This window comes from Pseudomonas sp. LBUM1666 (genome assembly GCF_059695775.1).
In genome coordinates this window covers 1-17,043 of the sequence record NZ_CP166789.1, presented here as the reverse complement: position 1 = coordinate 17,043, position 17,043 = coordinate 1, and the positions used below count along the sequence as shown (strand labels likewise).

The window sequence follows — 17,043 nt, the reverse complement described above, 5'->3', positions numbered from 1 at the left end:
TTTCAAAGGCTTGCTGCGGCAAGCCTTTTTCTTTTGCGAGACCTTTTGAATGACTGAGCCACTGCGCATCGTCTTTGCCGGCACCCCGGAATTCGCCGCCGAACACCTCAAGGCCCTGCTCGACAGCCCTTACGAGATCGTCGCGGTCTACACCCAACCGGACCGTCCGGCGGGTCGCGGGCAAAAGTTGATGCCAAGTCCGGTCAAGCAGTTGGCTCTGGAAAACAACATTCCTGTATTGCAACCGCCAACCCTGCGCAACGAAGACGCTCAGGCTGAACTGGCCGCGCTCAAGCCGGACTTGCTGGTGGTGGTCGCCTACGGCCTGATCCTGCCGCAAGTGGTGCTGGATATTCCGCGCCTGGGTTGCATCAACAGCCACGCCTCCTTGCTGCCACGCTGGCGCGGTGCGGCGCCGATCCAGCGGGCCATTGAAGCAGGCGACAGCGAAAGCGGTGTGACCGTGATGCGCATGGAATTGGGCCTCGACACGGGGCCGATGCTGCTCAAAGTCACCACGCCGATTACCGCTGAAGACACCGGTGGCAGCCTCCACGACCGTCTGGCGGAAATGGGCCCGCCAGCGGTGATTCAAGCAATCGCCGGCCTCGCCGCCGGAACGCTGGAAGGCGAAGTGCAGGACGACAGTCTCGCCACTTATGCTCACAAATTGAACAAAGATGAAGCGCGCATCGACTGGAGCCGCCCGGCGGTTGAGCTGGAACGTCTGGTCCGCGCCTTCAATCCATGGCCGATTACCCACAGCACGCTGAACGGCGAAGCGCTGAAAGTCCTGGCCGCGAGCCTTGCCGAAGGGCAGGGCGCACCGGGGGAAATCCTCAGCGCCAGCAAAGACGGCTTGATCGTCGCCTGCGGTGAGCAAGCGCTTTGTCTGACGCGTCTGCAATTGCCCGGCGGCAAGGCGCTGAACTTCAGCGACTTGTTCAACAGCCGTCGTGAGAAATTCGCCGTCGGCACCGTTCTCGGCCAAGCGGCGGACGCTCAATGAATCCACGTCTGGCCGCCGCCAAGGCACTCGCCGCTGTTCTTAACGGAAAAGCCTCACTCAACAGTTCCCTGCCGACACAGATGGACAAGGTCGAAGACCGCGACCGCGGCTTCACTCAGGACCTGGCGTTCGGCACCGCTCGCTGGCAGCCACGTTTGTCGGCGCTGGCGGCCAAGTTACTGCAGAAGCCGTTCAAGGCAGCCGATGCCGATGTCGAAGCGCTGTTGCTGGTCGGTCTCTACCAGTTGCTCTACACCCGGGTTCCGGCCCATGCCGCCATCGGTGAAACCGTGGGTTGCGCCGACAAGCTGAAAAAGCCCTGGGCCAAGGCCTTGCTCAACGCCGTGCTGCGCCGCGCCCAGCGGGAAAGCGAAGCGCTGCTGGCCGAGCTGGAACACGACCCGGTGGTGCGCACCGCCCACCCGCGCTGGCTGCAAAAATCCCTGAAGGCTTTCTGGCCCGAACAGTGGGAAGCCATTTGCGCGGCGAACAACGCGCATCCACCGATGATCCTGCGGGTCAACCGTCGTCATCACAGCCGCGATGCTTATCTCGGGTTGCTGACCGACGCCGGCATCGCCGCCACGCCGTGTGTTTACAGTCAGGACGGCATCATTCTCGAAGCCGCTGCCGACGTGCGCAGCTTGCCGGGTTTCGCCGAAGGCTGGATCAGCGTGCAGGACGAAGCCGCGCAACTGGCCGCCGATCTTCTGGACCTGGCACCGGGGCAACGGGTGCTGGACGCCTGCTGCGCACCGGGCGGCAAGACCTGCCACATCCTTGAAGCCGAGCCGGCCCTCGCCGGCGTGGTGGCGGTGGACCTGGAAGCCAAGCGTTTGGTGCGAGTGCGGGAAAACCTCGCACGCCTGGGCCTGAGCGCCGAACTGATCGCCGCCGACGGCCGCGACACTGCGACCTGGTGGGACGGCAAACCGTTCCAGCGCATTCTGCTGGACGCGCCGTGCTCGGCCACCGGTGTGATCCGTCGTCACCCGGACATCAAGCTGACCCGCCAACCGGACGACATCGCCGCACTCGCGGTTCTCCAGGGCGAACTGCTCGATGCCATGTGGATAACTTTGGAAGTCGGTGGGATTCTGCTGTACGCCACCTGCTCGACGCTGCCGACCGAGAACACCGAAGTCATCGAAGCCTTCCTCGCTCGCACACCGGGCGCCCGCGAACTGGACCTCGCCACTGCCGCTGGTATCAAACAGCCTCACGGCCGCCAATTGCTGGCCCAGGACGGCGGCCACGACGGGTTCTACTACGCCAAGCTGATCAAGATCGCCGCCGCGTGCGGTTAATGGGTTTTAAAGGAGTGACTGGATGAAAATCATCATCCTCGGCGCAGGGCAGGTCGGCGGTTCGCTGGCAGAACACTTGGCCAGCGAGGCCAACGACATCACCGTGGTCGACACCGACGGCGAACGCCTGCGCGACCTCGGCGATCGGCTGGACATCCGCACCGTGCAGGGTCGTGGCTCACTGCCGACGGTGCTGCGCCAGGCCGGCGCGGACGACGCCGACATGCTGGTGGCGGTGACCAACAGTGACGAAACCAACATGGTGGCCTGCCAGGTTGCCCACACCCTGTTCCACACGCCGACCAAAATCGCCCGGGTTCGCGAAGCTGCCTACCTGACTCGCTCCGAGCTGTTCGACAACGAAGCGATTCCGGTGGACGTGCTGATCAGCCCGGAGCAAGTGGTCACCAATTACATCAAACGCCTGATCCAGCATCCGGGCGCCTTGCAGGTGATCGACTTTGCCGAAGGCAAGGCGCAACTGGTGGCGGTGAAGGCCTATTACGGCGGGCCGCTGGTGGGTCAGCAACTGCGTCAGTTGCGTGAGCACATGCCGAATGTCGAAACCCGCGTCGCGGCGATTTTCCGTCGTGATCGGCCGATCCTGCCGCAGGGCGATACGGTGATCGAGGCAGACGACGAAGTCTTTTTCATCGCCGCCAAGGCGAATATTCGCGCCGTGATGAGCGAAATGCGCCGTCTCGACGAGAGCTACAAGCGCATCGTAATCGCAGGCGGCGGGCAGATCGGTGAACGTCTGGCCGAGGCCATCGAAAGCCGTTACCAAGTGAAGATCATCGAGATGAACCCGGCCCGCTGCCGTCATCTCTCGGACACCCTCGACAGCACCGTGGTACTGCAGGGCAGCGCTTCGGATCGGGATCTGCTGCTGGAAGAGAACATCGCCGACGCCGACCTTTTCCTGGCCCTGACCAACGACGACGAAGCCAATATCATGTCCTCGCTGCTGGCCAAGCGCCTGGGTGCGAAGAAGGTGATGACGATCATCAACAACCCGGCTTACGTCGACCTGATCCAGGGCGGCGACATCGACATCGCTATCAGCCCGCAATTGGCGACCATCGGCACCTTGCTGGCCCACGTGCGCCGCGGCGATATCGTCAGCGTGCACTCATTGCGCCGGGGCGCGGCGGAAGCCATCGAGGCGATTGCCCACGGTGATGAGAAGTCGAGTAAGGTCATCGGCAAGTCCATTGAGAACATTGGTCTGCCGCCTGGCACTACCATCGGCGCAATCATCCGCGACGAAGAAGTGATCATTGCCCACGACGACACAGTGATCGCGGCGGGTGACCATGTGATTCTGTTCCTTGTGGATAAGAAGCATATTCGGGATGTGGAAAAGCTGTTCCATGTGGGGTTGAGCTTTTTCTGATCCGGTATTTGCGGTGGCCGGGCTGGACTCTTCGCGAGCAGGCTCGCTCCCACAGGAGTTCTCGGCTGTACACAACGTTTGTGTTCACTGAAGATCAACTGTGGGAGCGAGCCTGCTCGCGAAGGCGGCCCCATGGAGACATATTGATCCCTGACACACCTCATCAAGGAATCCACTGATGATCGAATCCCTGGAAAAAATGCTCGCCAAGGGTGTGGATAACTCATTGCTGCGCTTTGGCCTGGGCAAGGGCTATCTGGATCTTGGGGAAAACGCCAAGGCCGCGGAGCATTTCCAGCGTTGCGTCGAATTCGATCCGAAGTACTCTGCGGCCTGGAAGCTATTGGGCAAGGCCCATCTGGCGCTGGCTGACTTTCCGGCCGCACGTCAGTCGTGGGAACAGGGCCTGGAAGCCGCTCGCGCCCATGGCGACAAGCAGGCCGAAAAGGAAATGACCGTGTTTCTGAAGAAGCTTGAGCGTCAGGCTCACTGATCAGAGGTATCGCAGGCCAATGCCCTCGGCATCCACCAGCACCACTTCCATGCGCACCCGCGGCGCGCCTGTGGGTAAGTCCTGTACCTGACCGTACACCACCGCGCCCTTGGGCAATGCCGACAAGCCTGGATGCTTGACGTAGACGCCTGTCGTCGAAAGGTTACGCGTCTGGCCCAGGCATTCGCCGATGCTGTGGTGAATGATCTTGATACGAAACGATTTGCGGTGTTCGGACATCTTCTGCGCCCTTTTTGAACGGTTGTGGATAACCCTGGACTCAAGGTTATCCACAGATCATGCCAATCAACTCAGTACCAGCGTTCTTCACCCGGCGGCCGCTTCTTGAAGCGCTTCATGCTCCACATATACTGGCTCGGATACGCCCGCACATAGCGCTCGACCACCTGGCTCATGGCCGCGCAGGACGTCTCGGTATCGGTGCTGTACATGGCTTCTGGCGCGGCTTCGAGGATCACTTTGTAACCCGAACCGTCCGGTAGACGTAGCGCATGCAGGAACACCCCGACCGCTTTGCCGCCGGCGAGCATGTTCGGTACGAACTTACTGGTCAGGGCCTGGGTGGCGAAGAACGGTACGAAGATCCCGGCAGATTCGGACGGTTCCGGGTCAGCGGGGATGCCCACTGCACCGCCTTTGCGCACTTCCTTGATGACGCTGAGAATGCCTTCCTTGGTGGAAGCGGCCACCCGGTTGCCCAATTGCACCCGTTGCTTGCGCAGCAAATCATCCACAGCCTTCAGCTTTGGCGGACGATAAAAGATGATCGGTTTGCACTGGTTGCAATAGAAGTGGTTCAACACTTCCCAGTTGCCCAGGTGACTGGTGATGCCGACGACACCTTTGCCGGAGGCGAGGGCGTCCTTTAATACGTCAAGACCTTCGACTTCACGCACCAGGTCGATGGAGCGCTGGGCCGGCCAGATCCAGGCGCAGGCGCTTTCGGTCAGGGACTTGCCGATGTCTTTCAGGCTCTGGCCTACCAGACGCTCCCGTTCGGCCGGGTCCATCTCCGGAAAGCACTTGGCGAGATTGATCCGCACCACATCGCGGGAACGGTTGGGGGTTTTCCACATCACCCAGCCGATGGCCGAGCCCACTGCCTGCACTGCCTGCCACGGAAGCAGGGCAAACAGCCGCAGAGCGCCTACCAGCAAGGCGCCTTTCAACTTATCCACAGGTCACTCCTGATCTTGTGCTGTGCGCGAGGCGGCTATTCTAACCGCCGTTCGCCAGCGCCGCGTAGCGATCGCAATCCTGGGTGTGGTCCATGACCATGCCCGAGGCCTGCATCAGCGCGTAGCAAATAGTCGGGCCGACGAACGTGAAGCCGGCCTTTTTCAGGCCTTTGCTCATCTCCACGGCGGTCGGCGTCACGGCCGGCACTTCGCTGCGGTCCTTGAAATGGTTGATCACAGGCTTGCCGTCGACGAAGGACCAGAGAAACTCCACCGGATCCTCCAGCGCCAGCCAGGCCTGGGCATTGCGCCGGGCCGCATTGAGTTTCAGGCGATTGCGAATAATGCCCGGATCGAGCATCAATTCTTCGATTTCGGCGTCGCTCATTTGCGCCACGCGTTGTACGTCGAAGCCGAACATTACCTGACGATAGTGCTCACGTTTGCGCAGCACGGTGATCCAGGAAAGGCCGGCCTGGAACCCTTCGAGCAAAAGCAACTCGAACAATCCCTGCGCATCGCGTAGCGGCGTGCCCCACTCCTGATCGTGATAAGCCATGTACAGCGGATCTTCGGAACACCAAAAGCAGCGTGGCATAAGGCTCCAGGGGGCGTGCGCAGGACCGAATCGGGTATACTCCCGCTCTTTAAATCGCAGCCCAAGAAACAGGTGAATTTCGTGAGCCAGCCTACGCCAGCCGTGCGTACCTTCCAAGACTTGATCCTCGCCCTCCAGCAATACTGGGCCGAGCAAGGTTGTGTGGTACTTCAGCCCTACGATATGGAAGTAGGCGCCGGGACTTTCCACACTGCCACGTTTCTGCGCGCCATTGGCCCGGAAACCTGGAACGCCGCTTATGTGCAGCCCAGTCGTCGCCCGACTGACGGCCGCTACGGCGAAAACCCGAACCGTCTGCAGCACTACTATCAGTTCCAGGTAGTCCTGAAGCCGAACCCGGACAACTTCCAGGAACTGTACCTGGGCTCCCTCAAGCATGTCGGCCTGGACCCGTTGGTCCACGACATTCGCTTCGTCGAAGACAACTGGGAATCGCCGACACTGGGCGCCTGGGGTCTGGGCTGGGAAGTCTGGCTCAACGGCATGGAAGTGACGCAGTTCACTTACTTCCAGCAAGCGGGCGGCATCGAGTGCTACCCGGTGACCGGCGAGATCACTTACGGTCTGGAACGCCTGGCCATGTACCTGCAAGGCGTGGACTCGGTCTACGACCTGGTCTGGGCTGACGGCCCGATGGGCAAAGTGACCTACGGCGACGTGTTCCACCAGAACGAAGTCGAGCAATCGACCTACAACTTCGAACACGCCAACGTCGAAAAACTGTTCGAACTGTTCGATTTCTACGAAAGCGAAGCCAAGCGCCTGATCGAACTCGACCAGCCGCTGCCGTTGCCGAGCTACGAAATGGTGTTGAAGGCTTCTCATACCTTCAACCTGCTGGATGCGCGCCGGGCGATCTCGGTGACCGCGCGTCAGCAATACATTCTGCGTGTCCGCACACTGGCGCGTTCCGTTGCGCAAGCCTACCTGCTGGCTCGCGCCAAGCTGGGCTTCCCGATGGCGACCCCGGACCTGCGTGACGAAGTACTGGCCAAGCTGGAGGCTGCACAATGAGTGCTCAAGATTTTCTGGTTGAACTGGGCACCGAAGAACTGCCACCCAAAGCCCTGAACACCCTGGCCGACGCGTTCCTGGCCGGCATCGACAAAGGCCTGCAAGCCGCTGGCCTGAACTACGAGACCAAAACCGTCTACGCCGCGCCACGTCGTCTGGCTGTGCTGATCACCGATCTGGCGACTCAGCAGCCGGATCGCAGCATCAACCTCGACGGTCCGCCACGTCAGGCCGCGTTCGATGCCGAAGGCAACCCGACTCAAGCAGCCCTGGGCTTCGCCAAGAAGTGCGGCGTCGACCTGAGCGAAATCGATCAGAGCGGCCCGAAACTGCGTTACAGCCAAAGCATCGCCGGCAAGCCGACCGCGAGCCTGCTGCCGACCATCGTCGAAGATTCCCTGAACGACCTGCCGATTCCCAAGCGCATGCGCTGGGGTGCTCGCAAGGAAGAATTCGTTCGTCCGACCCAGTGGCTGGTGATGCTGCTCGGTGACCAGGTCATCGATTGCACGATCCTTGCCCAGAAGTCCGGCCGCGATTCCCGTGGTCACCGCTTCCACCACCCGGAAAGCGTACGCATCACCTCGCCGGCCAACTACCTGACCGACCTGCGTGCCGCTTACGTACTCGCCGACGCAAACGAGCGTCGCGAGCTGATCAGCAAGCGCGTCGAAGAGCTGGCGACGATGCAGGAAGGGACGGCGATCGTGCCGCCAGCCCTGCTCGACGAAGTGACCGCGCTGGTTGAATGGCCGGTGCCGCTGGTGTGCTCGTTCGAAGAGCGTTTCCTCGACGTGCCGCAAGAAGCCCTGATCACCACCATGCAGGACAACCAGAAGTACTTCTGCCTGCTGGATGCCGACGGCAAGTTGCTGCCACGTTTCATCACCGTGGCCAACATCGAAAGCAAAGACCCGCAACAGATCATCGCCGGTAACGAGAAAGTGGTTCGCCCACGCCTGACCGACGCCGAGTTCTTCTTCAAGCAAGACAAGAAGCAGAAACTCGAAGACTTCAACCTGCGCCTGCAGAACGTGGTGTTCCAGGAAAAACTCGGCAGCGTCTATGACAAGGCTGAGCGCGTTTCCAAACTCGCTGCGTTCATTGCTCAACGCATTGGCGGTAACGCCGCATGGGCTTCCCGTGCCGGCCTGCTGTCCAAGTGTGACCTGGCGACCGAGATGGTCGGTGAGTTCCCGGAGATGCAAGGTGTCGCTGGTTACTATTACGCCCTCAACGACGGCGAGCCGGAAGAAGTCGCTCTGGCGCTGAACGAGCAATACATGCCGCGCGGTGCCGGTGCTGAACTGCCGACCACCCTGACCGGTGCGGCCGTGGCCATCGCTGACAAGCTCGACACCCTTGTCGGTATTTTCGGCATCGGCATGCTGCCAACCGGTAGCAAAGACCCGTACGCCTTGCGCCGTGCAGCGCTGGGTGTGTTGCGCATCCTGATCGACAAGAAGCTCGACCTCGACCTGAACGACGCCGTGGCTTTCGCCGTGAATGCCTTCGGAACCAAGGTCAAGGTTGCCGGCCTCAACGATTCGGTGCTGGAGTTCATCTTCGACCGTCTGCGTGCCCGTTACGAAGACGAAGGCGTTGATGTAGGGACTTACCTGTCGGTTCGTGCCCTGAAGCCAGGCTCGGCGCTGGACTTCGATCAGCGCGTACAAGCGGTAGAAGCGTTCCGCAAATTGCCGGAAGCCGCTGCGCTGGCCGCGGTGAACAAGCGCGTTTCGAACTTGCTGAGCAAGGTCGAAGGCTCTGTTCCATCGGTCGTTGAAGCCAAGTACTTCGACAACGCCAATGAGTTCTCCCTGTACTCGGCGATCCAACAGGCTGACCAGGCTGTCCAGCCGATGGCTGCGGCGCGTCAGTACAGCGAATCGCTGGCACGCCTGGCTGCCTTGCGCGAGCCGGTGGATGCGTTCTTCGAAGCTGTGATGGTCAACGCTGAAGATGCCAAGGTCCGCGCCAACCGTTATGCGCTGCTGTCGCGTCTGCGTGGGCTGTTCCTTGGTGTCGCCGACATTTCGCTGCTGGGCTGAGGGGCTGCTGTTGAAACTGCTGATTCTCGATCGCGACGGGGTAATCAATTACGACTCCGATGCTTACATCAAGTCGGTGGAGGAGTGGATTCCGCTCCCGGGTTCGATCGAAGCCATCGCGCAGTTGAGCAAGGCCGGCTGGACGGTAGCGGTGGCTACCAACCAGTCGGGCATCGCTCGCGGCTATTACGACATCGCCACCCTGGACGCCATGCACGAGCGCTTGCGCTCGTTGGTGGCGGAGCAGGGCGGTGAGGTCGGGCTGATCGTCTATTGCCCGCATGGGCCGGACGATGGCTGCGATTGCCGCAAACCAAAACCCGGAATGTTGAAAACCATCGCCGCGCATTACAACGTATCGCTGACCAATCTTTGGTTCGTCGGCGATACCCTTGGTGACCTGGAGGCCGCCAAAGCCGTCGATTCTCAGCCAGTTTTGGTAAAGACCGGGAAAGGCGCAAAGACTTTGGGCAAGACCCTACCGGTAGGCACCTTGATTTTTGACGATCTGGCGGCGATTGCCGCAGAACTTATCCACAATTAGAGTGCTTCGATTGTTCCGATTAAGGACTGATCGGGAGTGCGCTTTATATAGACGGGCAGAGCCCGCACGGTAAACGTCGCCATGTCGATACTGCAGGCCATCAGAACTTTCCTCTTTTATCTGTTGCTGGGCACCACCTCTTTGCTCTGGTGCAGCCTGAGCTTTTTTATCGCGCCTTTTCTGCCGTTCAAGGCGCGGTATCGCTTCATCAATGTGTACTGGTGTCGCTGCGCCTTGTGGCTGAGCAAAGTCTTCCTGGGTATCAGCTACGAAGTGAAGGGCGCCGAGAACGTGCCCGACCAGCCCTGCGTGATTCAGTCGAACCACCAGAGCACGTGGGAGACATTTTTTCTATCGGCCTACTTTGAGCCATTAAGCCAGGTACTTAAGCGCGAACTGCTCTTCGTTCCGTTTTTTGGTTGGGCCATGGCCATGCTGCGACCGATCGCCATCGACCGCGACAACCCGAAAGCGGCGCTCAAGCATGTGGCGAAGAAGGGCGATGAACTGCTGAAGGATGGTGTCTGGGTTCTGATCTTCCCTGAGGGAACGCGCGTTCCTTACGGCACCATCGGAAAGTTCTCTCGCGGTGGTACCGCTTTAGCCGTCAACGCCGCGCTTCCAGTGCTGCCGATTGCGCACAATGCTGGCAAGTTCTGGCCGAAAACCGGTTGGGCGAAGAAGCAGGGCGTTATTACCGTAATCATCGGCGCACCCATGTACGCCAAGGGTAGCGGGCCGCGAGCGATCGCCGAGCTGAATGATCGGGTCCAGGCCTGGAACGAGCAGATGCAACGTGAAATGGGTTCGCTGCCACCCGCCCCGCAAGCCCCGACGGCTACCGATCAAATGGCTGTCTGAGATTTTGTGGATAACCTGTGTACCGTTTTGTTGAAATGCGTCGGATTTAGTTTGTAGGCTTATGATTTATATACATATTTTATAAACCCATAAAAAACCGAAAAAGGTGCATAAGTTTTTTTCGGACGTAAAAAAACCGGCTGATATAGCCGGTTTTTTTATGCCTTCTTTTCAGGTGTTTCAATATTCGAACAACGAGAAATGGAGACTGAAGCAGGTGCCTTGGCCGACCACACTTTGACATTCAATCCGCCATGGCAAGCACGGCGCACCTGCTAATAAAAAAGGCCAACGTTTGAGCGTTGGCCTTTTTTGTTTGGCAGGTTCGCTGGATCAGAAGTCCAGGTTGGAAACCGCCAGGGCGTTGCTTTCGATGAAGTCACGACGAGGCTCGACCGCATCACCCATCAGGGTGTTGAAGATCTGGTCCGCGCCAATGGCGTCTTCGATGGTCACCTTGAGCATCCGGCGCTGACTTGGGTCCATAGTGGTTTCCCACAGCTGATCCGGGTTCATCTCACCCAGACCTTTGTATCGCTGGATGGTGTGACGCTTGGTGCTTTCGGCCATCAGCCATTCAAGGGCTTCCTTGAACTCGGTGACCGGCTTCTTGCGCTCGCCACGCTGGATATACGCGCCGTCGTCCAGCAAGGTGCTCAGTTGAGCGCCCAGAGAAACAACAGTCTTGTAATCGTTGCTGCCGAAGAAGTCGCGGTTGAAGGTGACGTAGTTCGACAAGCCGTGGGAGATCAACTCGACCTCAGGCAGCCAGACATTACGTTCACGGTCTTCACGCAGGCTGGCTTTGTAAACCAGGCCGGACTTCTCGACGGTGCGCAGGCGAACTTCGTACTGGGCCATCCAATCCTGCATCGCAGCGTGATCGGACAATTGCTCCAGGCTAACGGCAGGCAGGTAGATAAAGTGCTCGGTCAGCTCCTGTGGGTACAGGCGCGACAGACGCTTGAGCGTCTTCATTACCAGACGGAAGTCATTCACCAGACGCTCAAGGGCTGCGCCGGAGATACCCGGGGCTTCTTCGTTCAGGTGCAGGCTCGCATCTTCCAGGGCCGACTGCGTCATGTACTCTTCCATGGCGTCATCGTCTTTGATGTATTGCTCTTGCTTGCCCTTCTTGACCTTGTACAGCGGTGGCTGGGCGATGTAGATGTAACCGCGCTCGATCAGCTCCGGCAGCTGACGGAAGAAGAAGGTCAGCAACAGGGTACGGATGTGCGAACCGTCGACGTCAGCATCGGTCATGATGATGATGTTGTGGTAACGCAGCTTCGCGATGTTGTACTCGTCGCGGCCAATGCCACAGCCCAGCGCGGTGATCAAGGTGCCCACTTCTTGCGAAGAGATCATCTTGTCGAAGCGCGCCTTCTCGACGTTCAGGATCTTGCCCTTGAGAGGCAGAATGGCTTGGGTCCGACGGTTGCGACCCTGCTTGGCGGAGCCGCCAGCAGAGTCACCTTCCACGAGGTACAGTTCGGAAAGGGCAGGGTCTTTTTCCTGGCAGTCAGCCAGTTTGCCCGGCAGGCCGGCGATATCCAGCGCGCCTTTACGACGTGTCATCTCACGGGCTTTACGCGCCGCTTCACGAGCACGAGCCGCGTCGATCATCTTGCCGACGACCAGCTTGGCTTCGTTCGGGTTTTCCAGCAGGAAGTCGGAGAAGTACTTGCCCATTTCCTGTTCGACCGCGGTCTTCACTTCGGAAGAAACCAGCTTGTCTTTGGTCTGGGAGCTGAACTTCGGATCCGGCACTTTTACCGAGATGATCGCGGTCAGGCCTTCACGGGCATCGTCACCGGTGGTCGCGACTTTGTGTTTCTTCGCCAGACCTTCAGCTTCGATGTAGGTGTTCAGGTTACGCGTCAGTGCGGAACGGAAACCCACCAGGTGAGTGCCACCATCGCGCTGCGGAATGTTGTTGGTGAAGCACAACAGGTTCTCGTTGAAGCTGTCGTTCCACTGCAAGGCGATTTCCACGCCGATGCCGTCTTCGCGCTGGATGTTGAAGTGGAACACCTGGTTGACCGGGGTCTTGTTGGTGTTCAGGTATTCAACGAACGCACGCAGGCCACCTTCGTACTTGAACAGCTCTTCCTTGCCGCTGCGCTCATCCTTGAGGACGATGCCGACACCGGAGTTGAGGAAGGACAGTTCACGAATCCGCTTGGCCAGGATGTCCCAGCTGAAGTGGATGTTCTTGAACGTCAGATCGGACGGTTTGAAGTGAATCTGGGTGCCGGTGGTTTCACTCTCACCGACGATTTTCATCGGTTCTTGTGGAACACCGTGAATGTAGGTCTGTTCCCAGATTTTGCCGCTGCGGCGAACGGTCAAGACCAGCTCTTCGGACAGGGCGTTCACAACCGACACACCTACACCGTGCAGGCCGCCGGATACTTTGTAGGAGTTGTCGTCGAACTTACCGCCGGCGTGCAGCACAGTCATGATGACCTCGGCTGCCGAGACGCCTTCTTCTTTGTGCACGTCTACCGGGATACCACGACCGTTGTCGCGAACGGTGATGGATTCGTCCGGGTGGATGATGATGCTGATGTCGTCGCAGTGGCCAGCGAGCGCTTCATCGATGGAGTTGTCGACTACCTCGAAGACCATGTGGTGCAGACCGCTACCATCGTCGGTGTCACCAATGTACATACCGGGACGTTTGCGTACGGCATCCAGGCCTTTCAGCACTTTAATGCTCGTTGAGTCGTAGGTATTCGTATTTTCTTCGCTCAATGCCTTCACTCCCGATGGTCGTGGGTCTGGGTGATACGGCCCTGTTCCACGTGGAACAGAGCGACTGGCGTTTCCGTCTGCCAGCCTTCCCTCAATAATTCGTGATCTACACAGGTGATAAACACCTGGCAGCGTAAGTCTTCCAGCAAGCGGCAAAGCGCGCGGCGGTGGTGCTCGTCCAGTTCGGACGGCAGGTCATCCACCAGATAAATACACTGGCCGCGTCGGGCCTGGCTAACCAAGTGCCCTTGGGCAATCCGCAATGCACAGACCACCAGCTTCTGCTGACCGCGGGACAAGATGTCCGCGGCGTTATGTGCGCCCAATCTAAGACGCAAATCAGCGCGCTGCGGTCCGGCCTGGGTATGACCCATTTGCTGATCCCGCTGAAGGGACCCGGCGAGCACTGCACTCAACTCGCGGTCTTTGTCCCAACCTCGGTAATAGCTGAGCGTTAAGCCCTCGAGCTCAACCAGTTCGCTCAAGGTCTGTTCAAAGACTGGTTTCAAGGCTTTGATATAAGCGCGGCGGTATTCATCAATTTCAGCGCTGGCCTGGCACAGTTCCCTGTCCCAAACCGCTTGCGAAACGGCGTCAAGTGTACCATGCCGCAGCCAAGAGTTTCTCTGGCGCAGGGCCTTCTGCAAGCGCTGCCAGGTGGACATGAATCGTGGTTCCACGTGGAACACGCCCCAGTCGAGAAACTGCCGGCGAATCTTCGGTGCGCCTTCCAGCAAGCGGAAGCTGTCAGGGTTGATCAACTGTAACGGTAGAATTTCCGCCAGTTGCGCGGCGCTGCGAGCATTCTGCCCGTCGATGCGGATCTGGAACTCCCCTTGACGGTCGCGGGAGATCCCCAAGGCGCTGTGCCCACCCTCGGCCATCTCCACCTGACCAAACACCGTACAGGCGAGCTGCTCGTACTGGATGACCGGTAACAGGCGGGTGCTACGAAACGAACGGGCAAGCCCCAGCAGATGAATGGCTTCCAGAACACTGGTTTTGCCGCTGCCGTTGGCGCCGTAAAGAATGTTGATTCGGGGGGAGGGGGAGAAGGTCACCGGGTGCAGATTGCGCACCGCGGTGACCGAGACGCGACTTAAGGACATCTAGCTTCTGCTGAGCATGATTACAGACGCATCGGCATGACAACGTAGGCCGAGTCGTCGTTGTCGGACTCTTGCACCAGCGCGCTGCTGTTGGAGTCGGACAGGATCAAACGAACCTGCTCAGTGGTCATCACGCCCAGTACGTCGAGCAGATAGCTCACGTTGAAGCCGATTTCCAGATTGCCGCCGTTGTACTCAACGCCCACTTCTTCTTCCGCTTCTTCCTGTTCCGGGTTGTTCGCCTGGATCTTCAGCTGACCATTGGCCAGTTGCAGACGGATGCCGCGGTACTTCTCGTTGGACAGAATCGCGGTACGGCTGAAGGCTTCGCGCAGGGCCTGACGATCGCCGAGTACCAGCTTGTCGCCACCTTTCGGCAGAACACGCTCGTAGTCCGGGAATTTGCCGTCGACCAGTTTCGACGTGAAGGTGAACTCGCCAGTGGTCGCACGAATGTGGTGCTGACCCAGTACGATACTGACGATGCCGTCCGGCTCAGTCAGCAGGCGCGCCAGTTCAAGGATACCTTTGCGCGGCACGATGACTTGGTGGCGATCCGGCTGACCGATATCCGCCTTCATCGAGCACATGGCCAGACGGTGACCGTCGGTGGCCACGGCGCGGATGATGCCTTCGGAAACTTCCAGCAGCATGCCGTTGAGGTAGTAGCGCACGTCCTGCTGGGCCATGGCGAAGCTGGTCCGTTCAATCAAGCGACGCAATTTGCTTTGCTCAAGGCTGCACGTCAACGAGCCTGGGCCTTCTTCCACAGTCGGGAAGTCATTGGCCGGCAGGGTCGACAGGGTGAAGCGGCTACGGCCGGCCTTCACCACGAGCTTCTGCTCGTCGACCTTGATGTCGATCAGCGCATCGTTCGGCAAGCTCTTGCAGATGTCCATCAGCTTGCGCGCAGGCACAGTGATGGAACCTGGATCGGCAGGCTCTTCGAGTTGTACACGACCGACCAGCTCGACTTCCAGGTCGGTACCGGTCAGCGACAGTTGCTGGCCTTCGACAACCAGCAGCACGTTGGAGAGCACCGGCAAGGTCTGTCGGCGCTCAACGACGCCTGCGACCAGTTGCAGGGGTTTCAACAGGGCTTCGCGTTGAATGGTGAAATGCATGGTCTAGTCCCTTGCCTTAATAAGCTGCGCTGGTGTTCATCAAGTGGTCAGTGTACGCAGCAGGTTCTTGTAGTCCTCGCGGATGTCCGCGTCGGATTCCTTAAGTTCGTTGATCTTGCGGCAGGCGTGCAAAACAGTCGTGTGGTCCCGGCCGCCAAACACGTCGCCGATTTCCGGCAAGCTGTGGTTGGTCAGTTCTTTGGACAACGCCATGGCGACCTGACGCGGACGAGCTACCGAGCGTGAACGACGCTTGGACAGCAAGTCGGAAATTTTGATTTTGTAGTACTCGGCGACAGTGCGCTGAATGTTATCCACAGAGACCAATTTGTCTTGCAGTGCCAACAGATCTTTCAGGGATTCGCGAATCAACTCGATGGTGATATCGCGGCCCATGAAGTGCGAGTGGGCGATCACGCGTTTGAGCGCGCCTTCCAGCTCACGGACGTTGGAACGAATACGCTGGGCAATGAAGAACGCCGCGTCATGGGGCAGATCGACTTTGGCCTGATCGGCCTTTTTCATCAGGATCGCCACGCGGGTTTCCAGTTCCGGCGGCTCGACGGCTACAGTCAGGCCCCAGCCGAAGCGGGATTTGAGGCGCTCTTCAAGGCCTTCGATTTCTTTCGGGTAGCGGTCACTGGTGAGAATGACCTGCTGGCCACCTTCAAGCAGGGCGTTGAAGGTGTGGAAAAACTCTTCTTGAGAACGTTCTTTGCGGGCAAAGAACTGAATGTCATCGATCAGCAAGGCATCCACAGAACGGTAGAAGCGCTTGAACTCGTTGATGGCGTTCAGTTGCAGAGCCTTGACCATGTCGGCCACGAACCGCTCGGAATGCAGGTACACGACCTTGGCATTCGGATTCTTCTTTAATAGGTGGTTACCCACAGCGTGCATCAAGTGGGTTTTACCCAAGCCGACGCCACCATAAAGGAAGAGCGGGTTGTAACCGTGCTTTGGATTGTCCGCCACTTGCCAGGCCGCAGCCCGGGCCAGTTGGTTGGACTTGCCCTCGACAAAGTTTTCAAAGGTGAAGGTGCGGTTCAGGTAGCTGGTGTGCTTGAGCGCGCCTTCGACCTGCACCGTACGCTGTTCGGCGCGAATCGGAGCTTGTTGCGAACTGGCCCCGGCCATCGGGTCGAAGCTGTCGCGCGATGGCTCTTCATTAACCTCAGCAACTTTTTGCGTCGCACGCTTGGTCGGAGCGGCTAGCTGGGCTGGCGCCGTGGCGCTGACAGGTGCTTGAGCGGCCTGAGCCTGTGAAGCAGCGGCGGCCAACGGAGCATTCGGGGCAGCACGCGGTGCCGAACTGCGTTTGCTTCCTATCAATAAGGACAGCGCCGGCGCCATGCCATTGCCATGCTCATCCAGCAGTTCAAGGACGCGGCCCAGGTACTTTTCGTTGACCCAGTCGAGAACAAAACGATTCGGTGCGTAGACACGCAACTCGTCGCCTTCGGCTTCGACCTGTAGTGGACGGATCCAAGTGTTGAATTGTTGGGCAGGCAGCTCATCGCGCAAAAGCTCCACGCACTGCTGCCAAAGTTCCACTGACAC

General features: G+C 59.2%; 15 protein-coding genes. 8 read left to right on the top strand and 7 right to left on the bottom strand.

The annotated features are described in order from the left end of the window. Nucleotides 1-49 precede the first annotated feature (49 nt). The 4 genes from fmt (at nt 50) to ACA056_RS00060 (ending at nt 4,205) form a co-directional block, all read left to right on the top strand. Nucleotides 50-1,009 carry a methionyl-tRNA formyltransferase gene (gene fmt, locus ACA056_RS00075; protein WP_497269584.1) on the top strand — a complete coding sequence of 320 codons (960 nt, stop codon included), beginning with the start codon at nt 50-52 and terminating at the stop codon, nt 1,007-1,009. Further along, on the top strand, nt 1,006-2,316 hold the full coding sequence (rsmB, locus tag ACA056_RS00070; protein WP_497269582.1) for a 16S rRNA (cytosine(967)-C(5))-methyltransferase RsmB: 1,311 nt from the start codon (nt 1,006-1,008) through the stop codon (nt 2,314-2,316). The genes fmt and rsmB overlap by 4 nt, the downstream gene beginning before the upstream one ends. 22 nt (nt 2,317-2,338) lie before the next feature. After that, nucleotides 2,339-3,712: a Trk system potassium transporter TrkA gene (trkA, locus tag ACA056_RS00065; RefSeq protein WP_140675886.1), complete on the top strand. Its 1,374-nt coding sequence runs from the start codon at nt 2,339-2,341 to the stop codon at nt 3,710-3,712. Nucleotides 3,713-3,887: 175 nt separating this feature from the next. Beyond that, the gene (locus ACA056_RS00060; RefSeq protein ID WP_497273611.1) at nt 3,888-4,205 is read left to right on the top strand and encodes a tetratricopeptide repeat protein; all 318 of its coding nucleotides are present in this window, start codon (nt 3,888-3,890) and stop codon (nt 4,203-4,205) included. Here ACA056_RS00060 and ACA056_RS00055 read toward each other — a convergent pair whose 3' ends face one another. The 3 genes from ACA056_RS00055 to ACA056_RS00045 form a co-directional block, all read right to left on the bottom strand. Beyond that, on the bottom strand, nt 4,206-4,445 hold the full coding sequence (locus ACA056_RS00055) for a PilZ domain-containing protein (RefSeq protein WP_497269580.1): 240 nt from the start codon (nt 4,443-4,445) through the stop codon (nt 4,206-4,208). A 71-nt stretch (nt 4,446-4,516) separates the two neighbouring features. After that, on the bottom strand, nt 4,517-5,404 hold the full coding sequence (locus tag ACA056_RS00050) for a lysophospholipid acyltransferase (RefSeq protein WP_497269578.1): 888 nt from the start codon (nt 5,402-5,404) through the stop codon (nt 4,517-4,519). Between the two features lie 40 nt (nt 5,405-5,444). After that, complete coding sequence (locus ACA056_RS00045) at nt 5,445-6,002, bottom strand: DNA-3-methyladenine glycosylase I (RefSeq protein WP_095126807.1); 558 nt, start codon at nt 6,000-6,002, stop codon at nt 5,445-5,447. 81 nt (nt 6,003-6,083) lie between these two features. Here ACA056_RS00045 and glyQ point away from each other — a divergent pair, with 81 nt between their 5' ends. The 4 genes from glyQ (at nt 6,084) to ACA056_RS00025 (ending at nt 10,493) form a co-directional block, all read left to right on the top strand. After that, entirely contained in the window at nt 6,084-7,037 is a 954-nt protein-coding gene (gene glyQ, locus ACA056_RS00040; RefSeq protein ID WP_008155694.1) for a glycine--tRNA ligase subunit alpha, read from the top strand. Further along, complete coding sequence (glyS, locus tag ACA056_RS00035) at nt 7,034-9,088, top strand: glycine--tRNA ligase subunit beta (protein ID WP_283182338.1); 2,055 nt, start codon at nt 7,034-7,036, stop codon at nt 9,086-9,088. Before glyQ ends, glyS begins: the two co-directional genes overlap by 4 nt. A 4-nt stretch (nt 9,089-9,092) precedes the next feature. Then, nucleotides 9,093-9,632, top strand: coding sequence for a D-glycero-beta-D-manno-heptose 1,7-bisphosphate 7-phosphatase (gmhB, locus tag ACA056_RS00030; protein ID WP_497273610.1), 540 nt, complete (start codon nt 9,093-9,095; stop codon nt 9,630-9,632). An 81-nt stretch (nt 9,633-9,713) separates the two neighbouring features. Further along, a complete protein-coding gene (locus ACA056_RS00025; RefSeq protein WP_497269575.1) occupies nt 9,714-10,493 on the top strand; it encodes a lysophospholipid acyltransferase family protein in 780 nt (259 codons plus the stop codon). 333 nt (nt 10,494-10,826) lie between these two features. On the opposite strand, the gene gyrB is transcribed toward ACA056_RS00025, so the two are convergent. From gyrB to dnaA, 4 genes are read right to left on the bottom strand one after another with little or no spacing between them, the layout of a single operon-like run. After that, on the bottom strand, nt 10,827-13,250 hold the full coding sequence (gene gyrB / locus ACA056_RS00020) for a DNA topoisomerase (ATP-hydrolyzing) subunit B (RefSeq protein WP_497269573.1): 2,424 nt from the start codon (nt 13,248-13,250) through the stop codon (nt 10,827-10,829). A 5-nt stretch (nt 13,251-13,255) separates the two neighbouring features. Beyond that, nucleotides 13,256-14,359, bottom strand: coding sequence for a DNA replication/repair protein RecF (gene recF / locus ACA056_RS00015; RefSeq protein WP_056738504.1), 1,104 nt, complete (start codon nt 14,357-14,359; stop codon nt 13,256-13,258). Nucleotides 14,360-14,379: 20 nt separating this feature from the next. Further along, nucleotides 14,380-15,483 carry a DNA polymerase III subunit beta gene (gene dnaN / locus ACA056_RS00010; protein WP_008155702.1) on the bottom strand — a complete coding sequence of 368 codons (1,104 nt, stop codon included), beginning with the start codon at nt 15,481-15,483 and terminating at the stop codon, nt 14,380-14,382. 39 nt (nt 15,484-15,522) lie between these two features. Further along, on the bottom strand, nt 15,523-17,043 hold the full coding sequence (dnaA, locus tag ACA056_RS00005) for a chromosomal replication initiator protein DnaA (RefSeq protein WP_497269570.1): 1,521 nt from the start codon (nt 17,041-17,043) through the stop codon (nt 15,523-15,525).